Origin of the sequence: Cellulomonas sp. NTE-D12, assembly GCF_027923705.1 — a bacterium.
Classification (GTDB): domain Bacteria; phylum Actinomycetota; class Actinomycetes; order Actinomycetales; family Cellulomonadaceae; genus Cellulomonas.
Genome location: NZ_AP026442.1, coordinates 3213208 through 3228713, shown reverse-complemented (window position 1 = coordinate 3228713; position 15506 = coordinate 3213208). Strand labels below are relative to the sequence as shown.

Sequence of the window (15506 nt, the reverse complement as noted above, 5' to 3'; positions counted from 1 at the left end):
GTGGACGCTGCCGACATGGGAGCCGACCTGGAGCGGGTGCTCCTCACGCAGGAGCAGCTGCACGGCCGGCTGGACGAGCTCGCGGCGCAGATCGACGCCGACTACGCCGGCAAGGACCTGCTGCTGGTCGGGGTGCTCAAGGGCGCCGTGATGGTGATGGCGGACCTGGTGCGCCGCCTGCACCTGCCCGTGCAGATGGACTGGATGGCGGTCTCGTCGTACGGCTCGGGCACCAAGTCCTCCGGCGTCGTCCGCATCCTCAAGGACCTCGACGCGGACCTGACCGGCCGCCACGTGCTGATCGTCGAGGACATCATCGACTCCGGCCTGACCCTGTCCTGGCTTCTGAGCAACCTGCGCTCGCGCGGACCGGTCAGTGTCGAGATCGCCACCATGCTCCGCAAGCCGGAGGCGCTGAAGGTCGACGTCCCCGTCAAGTACGTCGGCTTCGACATCCCCACGGAGTTCGTCGTCGGCTACGGCCTGGACTACGCCGAGAGGTACCGCAACCTCCCCTTCGTCGGCACCCTGGCGCCGCACGTCTACGCCGGCTGAGACGCCGGCTGAGACGACGCTGAGGGCGCTGAGCCCTGCGCGAACAGGGCGGACCCGGCTGCTGGACCGTCAGATTCACCATGTACCGTCGAGGCCAGCAGCCCTGCGACCCGGAGGATGAGGGGCCCGGCCCCGATCGCCCATGAATCTCAAGCGCCTCGCCCGCGGACCCGTCGTGTGGGTCGTCATCGCCCTGCTGCTGATCGTCTTCGCGTTCAGCGCCCTGCGCGTCCCGACCGTCCAGCGGATCGACACCTCGGACGGCCTGGCGCTGCTCAAGGGCGGCACGGTGGACCAGGTGCGCATCGTCGACACCGCCCAGCGCGTCGACATGACCCTGACGCAGGACTTCAACAAGAACAACCACGACTTCGGCAAGCAGGTGCAGTTCTTCTACGTCGCACCGCAGGGCCCGACCGTCGTGGACGCCGTGCAGAGCGCCAACCTGCCCAAGGGCTACACGTCCGACGGGCCTGCCGTGTCGTCGTGGTGGAGCAGCCTGCTGTCCCTCGTGCTGCCGTTCGTGCTGATCCTCGGCGCCTTCTGGTTCCTCATGTCGAACATGCAGGGCGGCGGCAACCGGGTGATGAGCTTCGGCAAGTCGCGCGCCAAGCTGGTGAACAAGGAGTCGCCGCAGGTGACGTTCGCCGACGTGGCGGGCGTGGACGAGGCGGTCGAGGAGCTCGAGGAGATCAAGGAGTTCCTCTCCGAGCCGGCCAAGTTCCAGGCGGTCGGCGCCAAGATCCCCAAGGGCGTGCTGCTGTACGGCCCGCCCGGAACCGGCAAGACGCTGCTGGCTCGCGCGGTCGCCGGTGAGGCGGGCGTGCCCTTCTACTCGATCTCCGGCTCGGACTTCGTCGAGATGTTCGTCGGCGTCGGCGCCAGCCGCGTGCGCGACCTGTTCGACCAGGCGAAGCAGAACGCGCCGGCGATCATCTTCGTCGACGAAATCGACGCGGTCGGCCGGCACCGCGGTGCCGGCCTGGGCGGCGGCCACGACGAGCGCGAGCAGACGCTGAACCAGATGCTCGTCGAGATGGACGGGTTCGACGTCAACGCCAACGTCATCATGATCGCGGCGACCAACCGACCGGACATCCTCGACCCGGCGCTGCTGCGCCCCGGCCGCTTCGACCGCCAGGTGTCGGTGGAGCCGCCGGACCTCAAGGGCCGCGAGCACATCCTGCAGGTGCACGCCAAGGGCAAGCCGATGGCGCCGGCGGTCGACCTGACCGCGGTGGCCCGCCGTACCCCCGGCTTCACCGGTGCGGACCTGGCCAACGTGCTGAACGAGGCAGCCCTGCTGACCGCCCGCTCCAGCGCCAAGATCATCGGCGACCGCGAGCTGGACGAGGCGATCGACCGCGTCGTCGCCGGCCCCCAGAAGCGCACGCGCGTGATGAACGTCAAGGAGCAGAAGATCACCGCGTACCACGAGGGCGGCCACGCCCTGGTGGCGGCGGCGCTGCGGTACACCGACCCGGTGACCAAGGTGACGATCCTGCCCCGCGGCCGCGCCCTCGGCTACACGATGGTGATGCCGACGGAGGACAAGTACTCCACCACCCGCAACGAGCTGCTCGACCAGCTCGCCTACGCCATGGGCGGCCGCGTCGCGGAGGAGCTGGTGTTCCACGACCCGACCACGGGTGCGAGCAACGACATCGAGAAGGCCACCGAGGTGGCCCGCAAGATGGTCACGCAGTACGGCATGAGCGCCTCGCTCGGCTCGGTGAAGCTGGGCCAGGAGTCGTCCGAGGTGTTCCTCGGCCGCGACGTCGGCCACCAGCGGGACTACTCCGAGTCGGTCGCCAGCCGGATCGACGTCGAGGTCCGCGCGCTGATGGAGAAGGCGCACGACGAGGCGTGGGAGATCCTGGTCGAGTACCGCGACGTCCTGGACCGCCTGGTGCTCGAGCTCCTGGAGAAGGAGACGCTGAACGCCGAGCAGCTGCGCGAGGTGTTCCACGACGTCGTCAAGCGCGAGCCGCGCGAGGTGTGGCTGTCCAGCGAGGAGCGTGCGGTGTCCGAGCGCGGACCCGTGATGACGGCGGCGGAGAGGGCCGCGCTGAACGGTCACGACGTGGTGCCGCAGGACGAGGCCGCCGCCGCGACCCACGAGCACCCGCCGGTCGAGGTGGTCGAGGTGCCGCCGAACCGGACGCCGGACACCCCCGGTCCCACCGACACGACCGGGCGCCTCTGACATGGGCGACCGCGCCGTGGGTGCACCGGTCGAGGACGACCTGGCCGACGACGAGACGCCCGAGCAGCGCTCGGTGATCGGTCCGCTGGTGGACGGCGGCCGCGCGGTGCGGCCGTTCGACGCCGCCCGTGCGGAGGCCGCCGTCCGCGAGCTGCTGATCGCCGTCGGCGAGGACCCGGACCGCGAGGGGCTGCTGGACACGCCCGCGCGGGTGGCCCGCGCCTACCGCGAGACGTTCGCCGGCCTGTTCCAGGACCCGCGCGACGTGCTGACCACCACGTTCGACGCCGGTCACCAGGAGATGGTGATGGTGCGTGACATCGCCGTGTACTCCACGTGCGAGCACCACCTGGTCCCGTTCCACGGCGTCGCCCACGTGGGTTACATCCCCGGCACGGACGGTCGCATCACCGGCCTGTCCAAGCTGGCCCGGGTGGTGGAGGTCTACGCCCGCCGCCCGCAGGTGCAGGAGCGGCTGACGTCGCAGATCGCGGACGCCCTGGTCGAGGTGCTGAACCCCGGTGGCGTGATGGTGGTGCTCGAGTGCGAGCACCTGTGCATGTCGATGCGCGGGGTCCGCAAGCCCGGTGCTCGCACGGTCACCTCCGCGGTGCGCGGTCAGATGCGTGACGCCGCCACCCGGGCCGAGGCGATGGCCCTGGTGCTGGGTCGCTGACCCGTGCACCGGCCTGCGTAGGGTGACGCCCGTGAGCACCGGCGCGCGCAGCGGTCCGGCGTCCCTCGCGCACCTGGGTGACGGTGACCGGACGCTGGTGATGGGCGTCGTCAACGTCACGCCGGACTCGTTCAGCGACGGCGGCCGGTGGTTCACCACGTCGTCGGCGGTGGCGCACGGCCTGCAGCTGCTGGCCGACGGTGCCGACCTGCTGGACGTCGGTGGCGAGTCCACCCGCCCCAACGCGCCGCGGGTGCCGGTGGACGAGGAGCTGTCCCGGGTGCTGCCCGTGGTGCGCGAGCTGGTGGCGCACGGTGCGACGGTCAGCGTGGACACCACGCGGGCGGTGGTGGCGGAGCAGGCGGTGGACGCCGGCGCGCTGCTGGTCAACGACGTGTCCGGCGGGCTGGCCGACCCCGAGATGGCGGCGCTGGTGGCCCGGTCCGGCGTCGCGTACGTGGCGATGCACTGGCGGGGGCACGCCGACGTGATGGACGCCCACGACCGGTACGACGACGTGGTGGCCGACGTGCTGGCCGAGCTGCGCACCCGGCTGGCCGAGCTGCGCGCCGCCGGTGTGCGGGACGAGCAGGTGGTGCTGGACCCGGGCCTCGGCTTCGCCAAGGCCGGTGCGAGCAACTGGCCGCTGCTGGCGCACCTCGACGTGCTGCAGGCCGAGGGTTTCCCGGTGCTGGTGGGCGCCAGCCGCAAACGGTTCCTCGGCCACCTGCTGGCGGGCCCGGACGGCGAGCCGGTGCCGCCCGCGGAACGCGACGGGGCGACGGCGGCGATCAGTGCGCTCGCGGCGGCGGCCGGGGTGTGGGCCGTCCGGGTGCACGAGGCCCGGGGCTCGGCCGATGCGGTGCGGGTCGCCGCGGCGTGGCGCGCGGCCCGGGGCGGCGGCAAGGACGGGATCGGGCACGATGACGTGCACGACGAGACGGTAGGAGGCCCGCGGTGAGCGGTGAGCAGCCGGTGGTGGACGACGCCGGGCGCGAGCTGGACCGGATCCGGTTGACCGGGATCACGGCCACCGGCCGGCACGGGCTGCTGCCCGAGGAGCGGCGTGACGGTCAGCAGTTCCTCGGCGACGTCGTCGTGCACCTGGACACGCGCCGCGCCGCGGCGCGGGACGACCTGACGTACTCCGTCGACTACGGCCGTCTGGCACAGGAGGTGCACGCGGTGCTCGCCGGCGAGCCGGCCGACCTGATCGAGACGGTCGCCGAGCGGATCGCCGCCACCGTGCTGGCCCACCCGGGCGTGCTGGCCGTCGACGTGGCGGTGCACAAGCCGCAGGCGCCGATCACCGTGCCCTTCGGCGACGTCGTCGTCGAGATCCACCGGGACCGGCGCAAGCTGCCCGCCGCGGAGCCGTACCGCGCGCAGCAGGGGACGGTCGAGCCGCCCACCGCCAGCGCCGCGACCCGTGCCGCCGCCCACGCCCACCCGCGCACGGCGCCCCTGCCGCTCGCCGAGACACCGGCCGGCGTCCCGCTGCCCGCACCGTCCTCGGCGCGCGCCCCGCACGCACCGAGCTCACCGCTCGAGATCCCGACGTTCGCCGACATCGTCGGTCCCGAGGCAGCCGCCCTCGCGGCCGCGATGCTGCCCGGTACCACCGCGCCGGGTGCTGCGGTGCCCGGGGCCGCCATGCCGGCCGTGGCCGTGCCGGGGATGGGCTCGGCGGAGCTGGCCGCGGCCCCCACCGAGCCGTCCGACGCGATCGCCGTGCCGTCGTGGGAGCCCGTGATGGCGGTGCCGGACGACGTCTCCGAGACGACGGTCCTGCCTCGCACGCCAGCCGACGCACCCGAGCTGGCCGCACCCGAGCCGGCCGCACCGGAGCCGCCGGCCGCACCCGTGCCCGCGGCCCCCGCGCCCGGCGACACTCTGGACCAGCGCCCGGCGGCCCCGGTCGACGTGGTGCTGGCCCTGGGCTCGAACCTCGGCCCGTCCCAGGAGACGCTGCGCGAGGTGGTCGCGGAGCTGGGCCAGCTGCCCGGCCTCGAGGTGGTCAAGGTCTCGCCGCTCGCCCGGACGGCACCCGTCGGCGGTCCGGAGCAGCCGGACTACCTCGACGCGGTGGTGCTGGCCCGCACGACGCTCGCGCCGCGGGAGCTGCTGCACGCCCTGCAGCTGCTGGAGGACCGGCACGGCCGGGTGCGGCTGGAGCGGTGGGGACCCCGCACGCTGGACCTCGACATCGTGGTGTACGGCTCGGTGCTGGCCGTCACGGACGACCTCGAGCTGCCGCACCCGCGTGCCCACCAGCGCGCCTTCGTGCTGCAGCCGTGGGCGCAGGTGGACCCGGCCGCGGTGCTGCCGGGGCTCGGCGGCGGCCCGGTCGCCCAGCTGGCGGACACCGCACCGGACCGTGACGGCGTGCGGTGGATGGCCCTGGACTGGCTGACGGCGCCGGTGCAGCACACCGGGTCGCTGGACGTCTCGGGGCACGGCCCCGCGGCGCAGGGACCCTCGACGCACGGGCCCGCCGTGGCGCCGGCCCCTGCGGCGGCACCCCACGAGGACCGGGCCGACGACGACGCGGGACCCGCCTGGCCGTGGGGTCCGTGATGCGGCGCACCCGCTGGCAGAGCCTCCTGCTCGTCGCGCTCGTCGTCGGGGTGCTGGCCGCGCTGATCACCACGGAGCTGTCCCGTCGCGGACCCGGCATGCCGACGGTGCCGTGGCTGGTGGCCGTGGTGGAGCTGCTGATCTCCGCGGTGGTGTTCTCGATGGGCTGGGCGGTGCGGCAGTTCCTGCGCGGGCACCGGCCGGACCTCGACCCGATCCGGGCGGCACGGACCGCGGTGCTGGCCAAGGCGGCGTGCTACACCGGCGCCCTGCTGGTGGGCTGGTACGGCGGTCAGCTGGTGGCGCTGCTGCTCTCCCGGGACCTGCCCGGGAGCGGCCCCCGGGCGGCTGCGGCCGGCGTCGCCGCGGGCGGCGCGCTGGTGATGGCGGTGGTCGGCCTGGTGGTGGAGTGGTTCTGCCGCATCCCGCCACCGCAGGACGAGCAGCGCCAGGAGTCCGGCGGTGCGGAGCCGGACCCGTCGCCGAGCTGACGTCGGGGCGCCGCCTCGGCATCGGGGCGCAGGCCTCGACGGCACCCGGACCGGCGCAGGTCCCGGCCGCAGCCGTTGCGGCCGATGCTTGGATGGCCTCATGACCAGCTCCGGCCCTGTCTCGACCGACGCCCTGTTCCAGCCGGCGGACATCGTCTGGACACCCGTCTCCCCACGGCTGGCCGCTGCGCGGCTGACGGTCGCGGCGATCGTCCTCGTCCCGCTCCTCGTCGCGGGCGTCGTGCTGGCGGTCCTCGCCGGTGCGCCCGCGGCGTGGATCGCGCCTGCCGCGGTGCTGGCGGTCGGCGTGTGGCTCGGATGGCTGGTGCCGCGGCAGGTGCGCGCCGTCGGCTACGCCGAGCGGGCGGAGGACCTGCTGATCCGCCGCGGCATCATGTTCAAGACCCTGGTCGTGGTGCCCTACGGCCGCATGCAGTACGTCGACGTGAACGCCGGACCGGTGGACCGCAGCTTCGGCATCGCGGCCGTCCAGCTGCACACCGCAGCACCCAACACCGACGCCTCGATCCACGGCCTGCCGCCCGAGGAGGCCGCACGGCTGCGTGACCGCCTCGCCTCGCGCGGCGAGGCCCGGCTGGCGGGCCTGTGAGCGCCGCCGAGACGCCCTCGGTCGCGGGTCCGGCCCCCGTCACGGCAGAGGCGGTCGGCGAGGACGCCTACGCCTGGCGTCGGGTGCACCCGATCACCCCGCTGCTGCGCGGTTGGAAGGCACTGGTCGCCGTGCTCGCGATCTTCGCGGCGCAGGCCGGTGACAACGTCCGCAACCTCGCGCACGTGCTCGGTGGGCGCACCTGGCTGGCGCTGGTCGGCGTGCTGGTGCTGGTCACCGTGGTGACGTTGGTGTACTCGGCGTTCGCGTGGCGTGCGATGCGGTTCGCCGTCACGGACGAGGCGGTGCACCTGCGGCAGGGCATCGTGTTCCGGCAGCAGCGGCAGGCCCGGCTGGACCGGCTGCAGGCGGTGGACGTGGTGCAGCCGCTGCTGGCCCGGCTGGTCGGCCTGTCGGAGCTGCGGCTGGAGGTGGCCGGCGGGCACGGGTCCGCGGTGTCGCTGTCGTTCCTGCGGGAGGACGAGGCCGATGCGCTGCGCGCCGAGCTGCTGGCGCTCGCGGCCGGCCTGCGTCGGCCGTCGGCGCCGGCGACCGCGCCCACGCAACCAGGTGGCCCCGTCGTCGACCGGCTGCCCGAGGCTGCCCCGTCCGACCCGGACGGCGCGGTGCCGGGTTCCCCGCTGTCCGCGTCGCCGGGCCTTCCGGCCGTGCCGCCTCGAGGAGCCGCCGCACCCGCCCCGGCGTTCGCGCCCGCACCGGAGCAGCAGGTGTACGAGCTGCCGATGCCGCGGCTGCTCGGCTCGATCCTGCTGTCCGGCGGCACCGTCTGGCTGGTGCTCGGCGTGGTCGCCATCACCGTCACCATCGTCGTGAGCGACAGCATCGACGCCGCGTTCGGTGTGCTGCCCGCCCTGCTCGGCGCCGTCAGCTGGGTGTGGTCCCGGCTGAACGGCGCCGCCACGTTCCGCGCCGCCATCTCGCCGGACGGCATCCGGCTGCGGCACGGGCTCACCGAGACGCGCACGCAGACGGTCCCGCCGGGCCGGGTGCAGGCCGTCCGGCTGCACCAGCCGCTCCTGTGGCGGTCTCGCGACTGGTGGCGGGTGCAGATCAACGTCGCCGGCTACGGCACGGAGGCCAAGGAGCGCGAGAACGAGGCGGTGCTGCACCCCGTCGCCACGCGTCAGGAGGCGATGACGGCCCTGTGGCTGGTGCTGCCGGACCTCGGCGTCGCGGACCCGCAGGCGGTGCTCGACGCCGCGTTCACCGGCAGGGGCGACGACGGCGGGTTCACGCCGTCGCCGCGGGCCGCCCGTTGGGTGGACCCGATCGGCTGGCGGCGGCGGGGCGTGCTGGTGACCGACCGGGCGCTGCTGGTGCGGTCTGGCCGGTGGTGGAGGTCGGTCGAGGTTGTGCCGCACGAGCGCACCCAGTCGCTGGCCGTGCGGCAGGGGCCGATCCAGCGGGCGCTCGGCGTCGCGACCTTCGTGGTGCACTCCACGCCCGGGCCGGTGTCGCCGCGTGCGGAGCACCTGACCGAGCAGGCGGCGGCCGCGCTGCTGGACGAGCAGGCGGCGCGCGCCCGGCAGGCTCGCCAGGCGGCCGGGCCGGAGCAGTGGATGCGCCGGGGCACGTCGTGAGCCGCACCGTATGAGCGCCCAGCCCGTGGACCCCGCCGCCCGCCCCGGTCGGCTCGGGGTCGGGGTGGTCGGCGCCGGCCGCGTCGGTGCGGTGCTGGGCAGCGCCCTGCGGGCCGCCGGACACCCCGTGGTGGCGGTGAGCGCCGTCTCGCAGGAGTCGCGTGACCGTGCCGACGCGCTGCTGCCCGGCGTCCCGGTGGTCGACGTGCCCGAGGTGGTGCGGCGTGCCGAGCTGGTGCTGCTGGCGGTGCCGGACGATGCGCTGGCACCACTCGTCGCCGGGCTGGCTGAGGTCGGCGCCTGGCAGGCGGGACAGCTGGTGGTGCACACCAGCGGCCGGTTCGGCACCGACGTGCTGACGCCGGCGCGCACCGCGGGGGTGATCCCGCTCGCGCTGCACCCGGCGATGACGTTCACCGGCACCTCGTTGGACCTCGCGCGGCTGGAGGGCTGCCCGTTCGCCGTGACGGCACCCGCGCCCGTGCTGCCGATCGGTCAGGCGCTCGTCGTCGAGGTGGGCGGCGAGCCCGTCGTGCTCGCCGAGGGCGCCCGTCCGCTGTACCACGCGGCCCTGGCGCACGGGGCGAACCACCTGGTGGTGCTCGTGGCGCAGGCTGCGCAGGCGCTCGCGGCGGCCGGTGTGGACGATCCTGGCCGGATGCTGCGCCCGCTGCTGGAGGCGGCGCTCGACACCGCCCTGCGGGCCGAGTCGGCAGGCGGCGCCGGGGCGATCACCGCGCTGACCGGACCCGTGCGGCGCGGTGATGCCGGCACCGTCGAGCAGCACCTCGCGCAGCTGACCGCCCTCGGCGGACGCACCGGGGCCGTCGACGTGGTCGGGGGGTACCGTGCTCTCGCGCGCGCCGCCACGGCGCGGTCGCTGGCTGCCGGCCTGGTGGATGCCGCGGCGGCCCAGCGGCTGCTGGACGTGCTGGCGGGCGCCCCGGACGGCCGGTCCCAGACCGGCGACGGCGGCCCGCAGGAGGACTGATGACGGACAGCGCGCCGGTGCTGGTCCACGACGTCGCGCAGCTGTGGGCGGCGCTCGACGCGTCGGCACCCGACCGGGTCGCGGCGCCGTACGGCCGGGCCGTCGTGATGACGATGGGCGCGCTGCACGCCGGGCACCTGTCGCTGGTGCGCGCCGCCAAGGAGCTCGCCTCCCGCGTCGTCGTCACCATCTTCGTCAACCCGCTGCAGTTCGGCCCGGGCGAGGACCTCGAGCGCTACCCCCGCGACCTGGACGGCGACCTCGCGCTGCTGTCCGGACCCGGCCTGCTCGGAGCGGGCGACGTGGTGTTCGCCCCGACGCCGCAGGTGATGTACCCCGACGGCGAGCCCTCGGTGCGCGTGTCCGCAGGGCCGATCGGCACGGTGCTCGAGGGTGCTGTCAGGCCAGGGCACTTCGACGGTGTGCTGACCGTCGTGCTCAAGCTGATGCACCTGACCAGGCCGGACGTCGCGCTGTTCGGCCGCAAGGACGCCCAGCAGCTGGCCGCGGTCCGGGCGATGGTGCGCGACCTGGACGTGCCGGTCGACGTGCGCGGCGTGCCGATCGTCCGGGACGACGACGGCCTGGCGCTCTCGAGCCGCAACGCGTACCTCGGCCCGGAGGACCGGCAGCGGGCGCTGGCCCTGTCCCGGTCGCTGGCCGCCGGTCGGGAGCGCGCGGCCGCCGGTGGCGCCCCCGACCAGGTGCGTGCCGTCGTCCGGGCAGTCCTCGACGAGCAGCTCGACGAGCAGGTGGACGCCGTCGACTACGTCGCCCTGCTCGATCCCGACACCTTCACCGAGGTCCCCGACAGCGCCGTCGGCACCGCAGTGCTGGCCGTGGCCGCCCGGGTGGGCGGTACCCGGCTGATCGACAACACCGACGTCGAGCTGATCGGACGCTGACCTGATGACCCTCGCCGAGACGGGCGCCCGCACGGCGCCCACCCGCACCGGTGTGCACGTCGCGACGCACCTGGCGGCACCGGAGCCTGGCTGGACCACCCACGCCGACGCCGTCGTCGTCGGCTCGGGCATCGCCGGCCTGACCGCCGCGCTGGAGCTGCGCACCCGGGTGCCGCGCGTGGTGCTGGTGACCAAGGACGTGCTCGCCTCGGGCTCCACCGTCTGGGCGCAGGGCGGCATCGCCGCGGCGCTGGCGCCGACCGACTCCCCGGAGGCGCACCTGGCGGACACGCTGGTGGCCGGCGCCGGGCTGTGCGACGAGCGAGCGGTGCGGGTGCTGGTCACCGAGGGCCCGGCGCGGGTGCGCGAGCTGGCCGCACGCGGGGCGGTGTTCGACCGGGCGCCCGACGGCAGCATCTCGCTGGGCCGCGAGGGCGGCCACCTGGCCGACCGGATCGCCCACGCCGGTGGCGACGCGACCGGTGCCGAGGTCAGCCGGGCGCTGGTCGCGCAGATCGAGGCGGTGCGGGACGACCCGGGCATCGAGGTGCTGGAGCACGCCCTGGTCGTGGACGTGCTGACCGGCGCGCCGGGGGACGACGGACGGCCTGGGCCGGTCGCCGGTGTCACCGTGCACGTGATCGGCGAGGGCAGCCGGGACGGCGTCGGCGCGGTGCTCGCACCGGCGGTGATCCTCGCGACGGGCGGGATCGGGCAGGTGTACCGCTCGTCCACCAACCCGGTGCAGGCCACCGGGGACGGGATCGCGGCCGCGCTGCGCGCCGGTGCCCGGCTCGGTGACGTCGAGTTCGTGCAGTTCCACCCCACGGTGCTGTGGCTCGGCTCCGCGGTGAAGGGACAGCTCACGCTGGTGTCCGAGGCGGTGCGCGGCGAGGGCGCGCGCCTGCTGGACACCGACGGCGTGCGGTTCATGCCGCAGGTGCACCCGCTCGCCGAGCTGGCACCCCGGGACGTCGTCGCGCACGCGATCGTCCGGCGGATGGCCGCGACCGGCACCGACCACGTGTGGCTCGACGCGCGCCACCTCGGCGCGGACTTCCTGCGGCACCGGTTCCCGACGATCACCGAGCGACTGGCCGACCACGGCGTCGACTGGACCACCGACCTGGTGCCGGTGGCCCCTGCGCAGCACTACTTCTCCGGCGGCGTGGTGACCGACCTCGACGGGCGCACCGCCGTGCCGGGCCTGTACGCCGTGGGGGAGGCGGCGTGCACGGGCGTGCACGGCGCCAACCGGCTGGCGTCGAACTCCCTGCTCGAGGGGCTGGTGTTCGCGCACCGGGCCGCGAACCACGTGGCCGAGGCGATCTCGTCCGGCACGCTGACCGTCGTGCCGCCGGTGCAGCGCCGGGGTGAGCCCGCGCTGGTCGCGGCCGCCGCCCGCGCACGCGTGCAGCGGGTGGCGACGGACGGCTCGGGCGTGCTGCGCGACGCCGAGGGCCTGCGCCGGGCGCTCGACCGGCTGGGTCAGGTGGGCACCGACGCGTACGTGCCGCCCGAGGACGGGCGGGCGGTGGCCGAGCCGCAGCCGGCCGAGTGGGAGACGACCAACGTGCACCAGGTGGCGACGGCGATCACCGCCGCGGCGCTGCTGCGCGAGGAGACGCGCGGGGGCCACGTGCGGACCGACTTCCCGGTGCCCGACGAGGCCTGGCGACTGCGTCAGGAGCTGGAGCTCGACGCGGACGGCATGCTGACGGTCACCCCGGTGGCCCTCCCGTGACGGCGCCCGACGTGCGCACCGCCGTGGCCGGCACACCCGCTGCTGCGGCAGGCACGCCGATCGGCGTCCTCCCCGGTGATCCGGGCCCCGACGGCTCGGCCGTGGAGCGCCTGGTCGCGGCCGCGCTCGACGAGGACCTCGGCGTCGCCCCCGGCCGGGACGTGACCACGCAGGCGACGGTGCCGCCCGACGAGGTGGGCACCGCCCGGCTGATGGCCCGGGCCGACGGCGTGCTGGCCGGCGTCGTCGTCGTCCCCGTCGTGCTCGCGCAGGTGGCCGACCGGCTCGCCCTGCCGACCCCGACCGTGACCGTGCACCTGCGGGACGGTTCCGCGCTGCACCGCGGCGCCGTCGTCGCCGAGCTGACGGGTCCGGTGCAGGTGCTCCTGGTCGCCGAGCGCACCCTGCTCAACCTCGTCTCCCGCGCCTCCGGCGTCGCGACGCACACCCGTCGCTTCGCCGACGTGCTCGCCGGCACGGGCGCCCGCGTCCTGGACACCCGCAAGACGACCCCCGGCCTGCGCGCGCTCGAGAAGTACGCCGTCCGGTGCGGCGGCGGCACCAACAAGCGCATGGGCCTGTACGACGTCGCGATGGTCAAGGACAACCACGTGGTGGCCGCCGGCGGGGTGGCCGCGGCGGTGCGCGCGGTCCGTCAGCGGTTCCCGGACGTGGCGATCCAGGTCGAGGCGGACACCCTGGACCAGGCGATGGAGGCGCTGGACGCCGGCGCCGACTTCCTGCTGCTCGACAACATGCCGGTCCCGCTGCTGACCGAGGTGGTCGCCGCAGTCCGTACCCGCGAGCCGCAGACCGGCCGGGTCGAGCTCGAGGCCACCGGCAACCTCACCCTCGACACGGCGGCCGCCGTGGCCCGCACCGGGGTCGACTACCTGTCCGTCGGGGCCCTCACCCACTCGTCCCCGATCCTCGACCTGGCCCTGGACCTCGACGCCCCCGCCTGACCGCACCGGCGGGATCGTCGAGCGTGGGCGCTCCGTGGATCGGCTCGTCACGGACGGCTCCGCGTCGCGGACCGTGACGGTCCACCCGCCGAACCCCCTCCGCGACGCGATGGCCGGTGCCACGATCGCCCCATGCCGGCCGATGTCGCCCGCCCCATCTCCGCCGCGGAGCTGCGCTCCACGACCCTCCCGCTGGTCCGGTGGCGGCAGGGCTACGCCGTCGACCAGGTCGACGCCGCTATCGACAGGTGCGTCCGGGCAATCGACGCGCGGACCCACGGCCTGCGCCCCGAGCTGACGGCCGACGACGTGACCGCCCTCCGATTCGCCGCGACGAAGCTCCGTGAGGGCTACGACCAGGACGCGGTCGACGACCTGCTCGACCGCGTGGTCGCCGCCCTGCGCTGACGCCGCGGGCTCCCCGTTGCGCCACGGCCGCCGTGGACGTGGCCGCGGCGGGAGTCGGCATCCTCCTGCGCTGTACGCCTGGTGTACGTACACCGGGCGTACAGCGCGAAAGAAGGACACCGGCTCCCCGCGGCACGCGGAACGGCGCGCGCGTACCGCCGTCGGTGGAGGCCGGAGAGACCTCTCGAGAGGTGAAGCGTTGGCGCCGAGCGGGCCGTCAGGCGGTGACGGGGTCGTACGAGAAGCGCCGGACGTGGGCCACCGTCCTGGTCGGGCGGGCGTTGCTGGTGGCGTAGACGCCGATCCACAGGCCGAGGAACCCGCCCGTTGCGACGCTGTCCAGCGTGCGCGCGTCGGCCGTGGCGACCTGGACCAGCACCTCGTCGTCGGTGGCGACGAGCAGCCGGTACCCCGGGCCCCGCGCCTCCACCGTGAGCGTCACGGCACCGTTGCCGGCGATGGACGCCGAGCCGAGTGTCGTGTCGACCCCGCCCTGGCGGTGCACGGCGACCGCGCTGCGGCCGTGCGTGGAGCCGGTGAAGAAGAACCGGACGTGGTCGGCCTCCGACTGCCGGATCGCCACGCCCACCTCCTCGCCGAGCACGGCGGGGGTGTCGAGCACCGCACGGACGTCCACGTCCACGTGCTGCTGCCGAACACCGAGGAAGGCCGGGGTGAACGGGTCGGCCAGCGTCGTCGGCCGCATCGTGAGGTCCCAGCCGTCCTCGTTCGGCACGGCGAAGTCCGCCGCCGGCCGGCGCAGGGACGTCCAGCGCAGGTCGCCGGGACGCACCACGCCCGAGGTCCGACCCTGCGAGGAACCCAGCGGCCCCCCGAGGGCGAACGGCACGTCGACCTCGTCGGGCACCCGACCGAGCCCCGGTGCGAAGACGGGCCAGCCGTCCTCCCACGTCACCGGCACCAGGAACGTCTCGCGGCCCAGCGGGTAGTGGTAGCCGCCGTACGTCCGCATGCCGAGCAGCACCGCCCACCAGCTGCCGTCGGCCGCCTGGACCAGGTCGGCGTGCCCGACGCCGACCACGGCGGAGCCGTGGCCCAGGTGCCGGTGGGTGAGCACCGGGTTGCCCTTGTTGCCGACGTACGGACCGGTCACCGCGTCGGCGCGTGCGACGGACACCGCGTGGTGGAACTCCGTCCCGGCCTCCGCGGCGAGCAGGTAGTAGGTGCCGTCGACCTTGTACAGGTGCGGTCCCTCGGCCCAGACGACGTCCTTGAGGGCGCCGTTCCAGATCACGGTCTCCGGGCCGACCAGCGTCCGGGTGGCCAGGTCCAGCTCGCGGACCCAGACCTCCGTCTGGTCGTGCCACTGCGGCTCGCGCGCCAGCCGGGTGCCGTGCAGCCACGCGCGCCCGTCGTCGTCGAAGAAGACCGACGGGTCGATGCCGTCGGCGTCCAGCCACACCGGGTCGGACCACGGCCCGGCCGGGTCGGTGGCGGTCACCAGGAAGTTGCCACCACGGGTGGTGTCCTTCTGGTCCACGAGGGTGCAGACGAGCCAGAACAGCCCGTCGTGATGGCGCAGCGTCGGTGCGTACAGGCCGCCGGACGACGCGATGCCGTCGTAGTCCAGCTGTCCGGGCCGGTCGACGACGTGGCTGATCTGCTCCCACGACACCAGGTCACGGCTGTGGAACACCGGCAGGCCGGGCCAGTACTCGAACGTGGACGTGACCAGGTAGTAGTCGTCGCCGACGCGGCAGATGCTCGGGTCCGGGTGGCAGCCCGGCAGCAGCGGGTTGTGCACGGTGCTCATGCG

At 74.7% G+C, this 15506-nt stretch carries 14 protein-coding genes; 13 read left to right on the top strand and 1 reads right to left on the bottom strand.

Annotation, left to right across the window (positions count from 1 at the left end; translation table 11 throughout):
* The 13 genes from hpt to QMF98_RS17045 all read left to right on the top strand — a co-directional run bounded on the left by hpt (position 1) and on the right by QMF98_RS17045 (position 13729).
* Complete coding sequence (gene hpt / locus QMF98_RS14945) at positions 1–555, top strand: hypoxanthine phosphoribosyltransferase (RefSeq protein ID WP_337973715.1); 555 nt, start codon at positions 1–3, stop codon at positions 553–555.
* A gap of 142 nt (positions 556–697) precedes the next feature.
* Entirely contained in the window at positions 698–2761 is a 2064-nt protein-coding gene (gene ftsH, locus QMF98_RS14940) for an ATP-dependent zinc metalloprotease FtsH (RefSeq protein ID WP_337973714.1), read from the top strand.
* Between the two features lies 1 nt (position 2762).
* Positions 2763–3437: a GTP cyclohydrolase I FolE gene (gene folE, locus QMF98_RS14935; RefSeq protein ID WP_337973713.1), complete on the top strand. Its 675-nt coding sequence runs from the start codon at positions 2763–2765 to the stop codon at positions 3435–3437.
* A 100-nt stretch (positions 3438–3537) separates the two neighbouring features.
* Positions 3538–4398 carry a dihydropteroate synthase gene (gene folP / locus QMF98_RS14930; protein ID WP_337975652.1) on the top strand — a complete coding sequence of 287 codons (861 nt, stop codon included), beginning with the start codon at positions 3538–3540 and terminating at the stop codon, positions 4396–4398.
* A complete protein-coding gene (gene folK / locus QMF98_RS14925) occupies positions 4395–6014 on the top strand; it encodes a 2-amino-4-hydroxy-6-hydroxymethyldihydropteridine diphosphokinase (protein WP_337973712.1) in 1620 nt (539 codons plus the stop codon). Before folP ends, folK begins: the two co-directional genes overlap by 4 nt.
* Positions 6014–6505 carry a DUF3180 domain-containing protein gene (locus QMF98_RS14920; RefSeq protein ID WP_337973711.1) on the top strand — a complete coding sequence of 164 codons (492 nt, stop codon included), beginning with the start codon at positions 6014–6016 and terminating at the stop codon, positions 6503–6505. Before folK ends, QMF98_RS14920 begins: the two co-directional genes overlap by 1 nt.
* Before the next feature lie 100 nt (positions 6506–6605).
* Positions 6606–7115, top strand: a complete 510-nt coding sequence (locus tag QMF98_RS14915) for a PH domain-containing protein (RefSeq protein ID WP_337973710.1) — start codon at positions 6606–6608, stop codon at positions 7113–7115.
* Positions 7112–8716, top strand: a complete 1605-nt coding sequence (locus QMF98_RS14910) for a PH domain-containing protein (RefSeq protein ID WP_337973709.1) — start codon at positions 7112–7114, stop codon at positions 8714–8716. The genes QMF98_RS14915 and QMF98_RS14910 overlap by 4 nt, the downstream gene beginning before the upstream one ends.
* Before the next feature lie 10 nt (positions 8717–8726).
* Entirely contained in the window at positions 8727–9707 is a 981-nt protein-coding gene (locus tag QMF98_RS14905) for a Rossmann-like and DUF2520 domain-containing protein (RefSeq protein ID WP_337973708.1), read from the top strand.
* Positions 9707–10612 carry a pantoate--beta-alanine ligase gene (gene panC / locus QMF98_RS14900; RefSeq protein WP_337973707.1) on the top strand — a complete coding sequence of 302 codons (906 nt, stop codon included), beginning with the start codon at positions 9707–9709 and terminating at the stop codon, positions 10610–10612. Before QMF98_RS14905 ends, panC begins: the two co-directional genes overlap by 1 nt.
* Positions 10613–10616: 4 nt before the next feature.
* Positions 10617–12356 carry an L-aspartate oxidase gene (locus QMF98_RS14895; RefSeq protein ID WP_337973706.1) on the top strand — a complete coding sequence of 580 codons (1740 nt, stop codon included), beginning with the start codon at positions 10617–10619 and terminating at the stop codon, positions 12354–12356.
* Between the two features lie 59 nt (positions 12357–12415).
* Positions 12416–13321 (top strand): carboxylating nicotinate-nucleotide diphosphorylase, encoded by a 906-nt coding sequence (gene nadC, locus QMF98_RS14890; protein WP_490715671.1) that lies wholly within the window; start codon positions 12416–12418, stop codon positions 13319–13321.
* Between the two features lie 132 nt (positions 13322–13453).
* Positions 13454–13729, top strand: a complete 276-nt coding sequence (locus QMF98_RS17045; RefSeq protein WP_490715622.1) for a DivIVA domain-containing protein — start codon at positions 13454–13456, stop codon at positions 13727–13729.
* 217 nt (positions 13730–13946) lie between these two features.
* On the opposite strand, the gene QMF98_RS14880 is transcribed toward QMF98_RS17045, so the two are convergent.
* Positions 13947–15503 carry a glycoside hydrolase family 43 protein gene (locus QMF98_RS14880; RefSeq protein WP_337973705.1) on the bottom strand — a complete coding sequence of 519 codons (1557 nt, stop codon included), beginning with the start codon at positions 15501–15503 and terminating at the stop codon, positions 13947–13949.
* Between the last annotated feature and the right edge of the window lie 3 nt (positions 15504–15506).

Coding starts and splice junctions, on each gene's coding strand:
- panC (WP_337973707.1), top strand. CDS start 9,707: ATGACGGACAGCGCGCCGGTGCTGGTCCACGACGTCGCGCAGCTGTGG.
- ftsH (WP_337973714.1), top strand. CDS start 698: ATGAATCTCAAGCGCCTCGCCCGCGGACCCGTCGTGTGGGTCGTCATC.
- QMF98_RS14915 (WP_337973710.1), top strand. CDS start 6,606: ATGACCAGCTCCGGCCCTGTCTCGACCGACGCCCTGTTCCAGCCGGCG.
- QMF98_RS17045 (WP_490715622.1), top strand. CDS start 13,454: ATGCCGGCCGATGTCGCCCGCCCCATCTCCGCCGCGGAGCTGCGCTCC.
- QMF98_RS14880 (WP_337973705.1), bottom strand. CDS start 15,503: ATGAGCACCGTGCACAACCCGCTGCTGCCGGGCTGCCACCCGGACCCG.
- folP (WP_337975652.1), top strand. CDS start 3,538: ATGGGCGTCGTCAACGTCACGCCGGACTCGTTCAGCGACGGCGGCCGG.
- QMF98_RS14920 (WP_337973711.1), top strand. CDS start 6,014: ATGCGGCGCACCCGCTGGCAGAGCCTCCTGCTCGTCGCGCTCGTCGTC.
- QMF98_RS14895 (WP_337973706.1), top strand. CDS start 10,617: ATGACCCTCGCCGAGACGGGCGCCCGCACGGCGCCCACCCGCACCGGT.
- folE (WP_337973713.1), top strand. CDS start 2,763: ATGGGCGACCGCGCCGTGGGTGCACCGGTCGAGGACGACCTGGCCGAC.
- QMF98_RS14905 (WP_337973708.1), top strand. CDS start 8,727: ATGAGCGCCCAGCCCGTGGACCCCGCCGCCCGCCCCGGTCGGCTCGGG.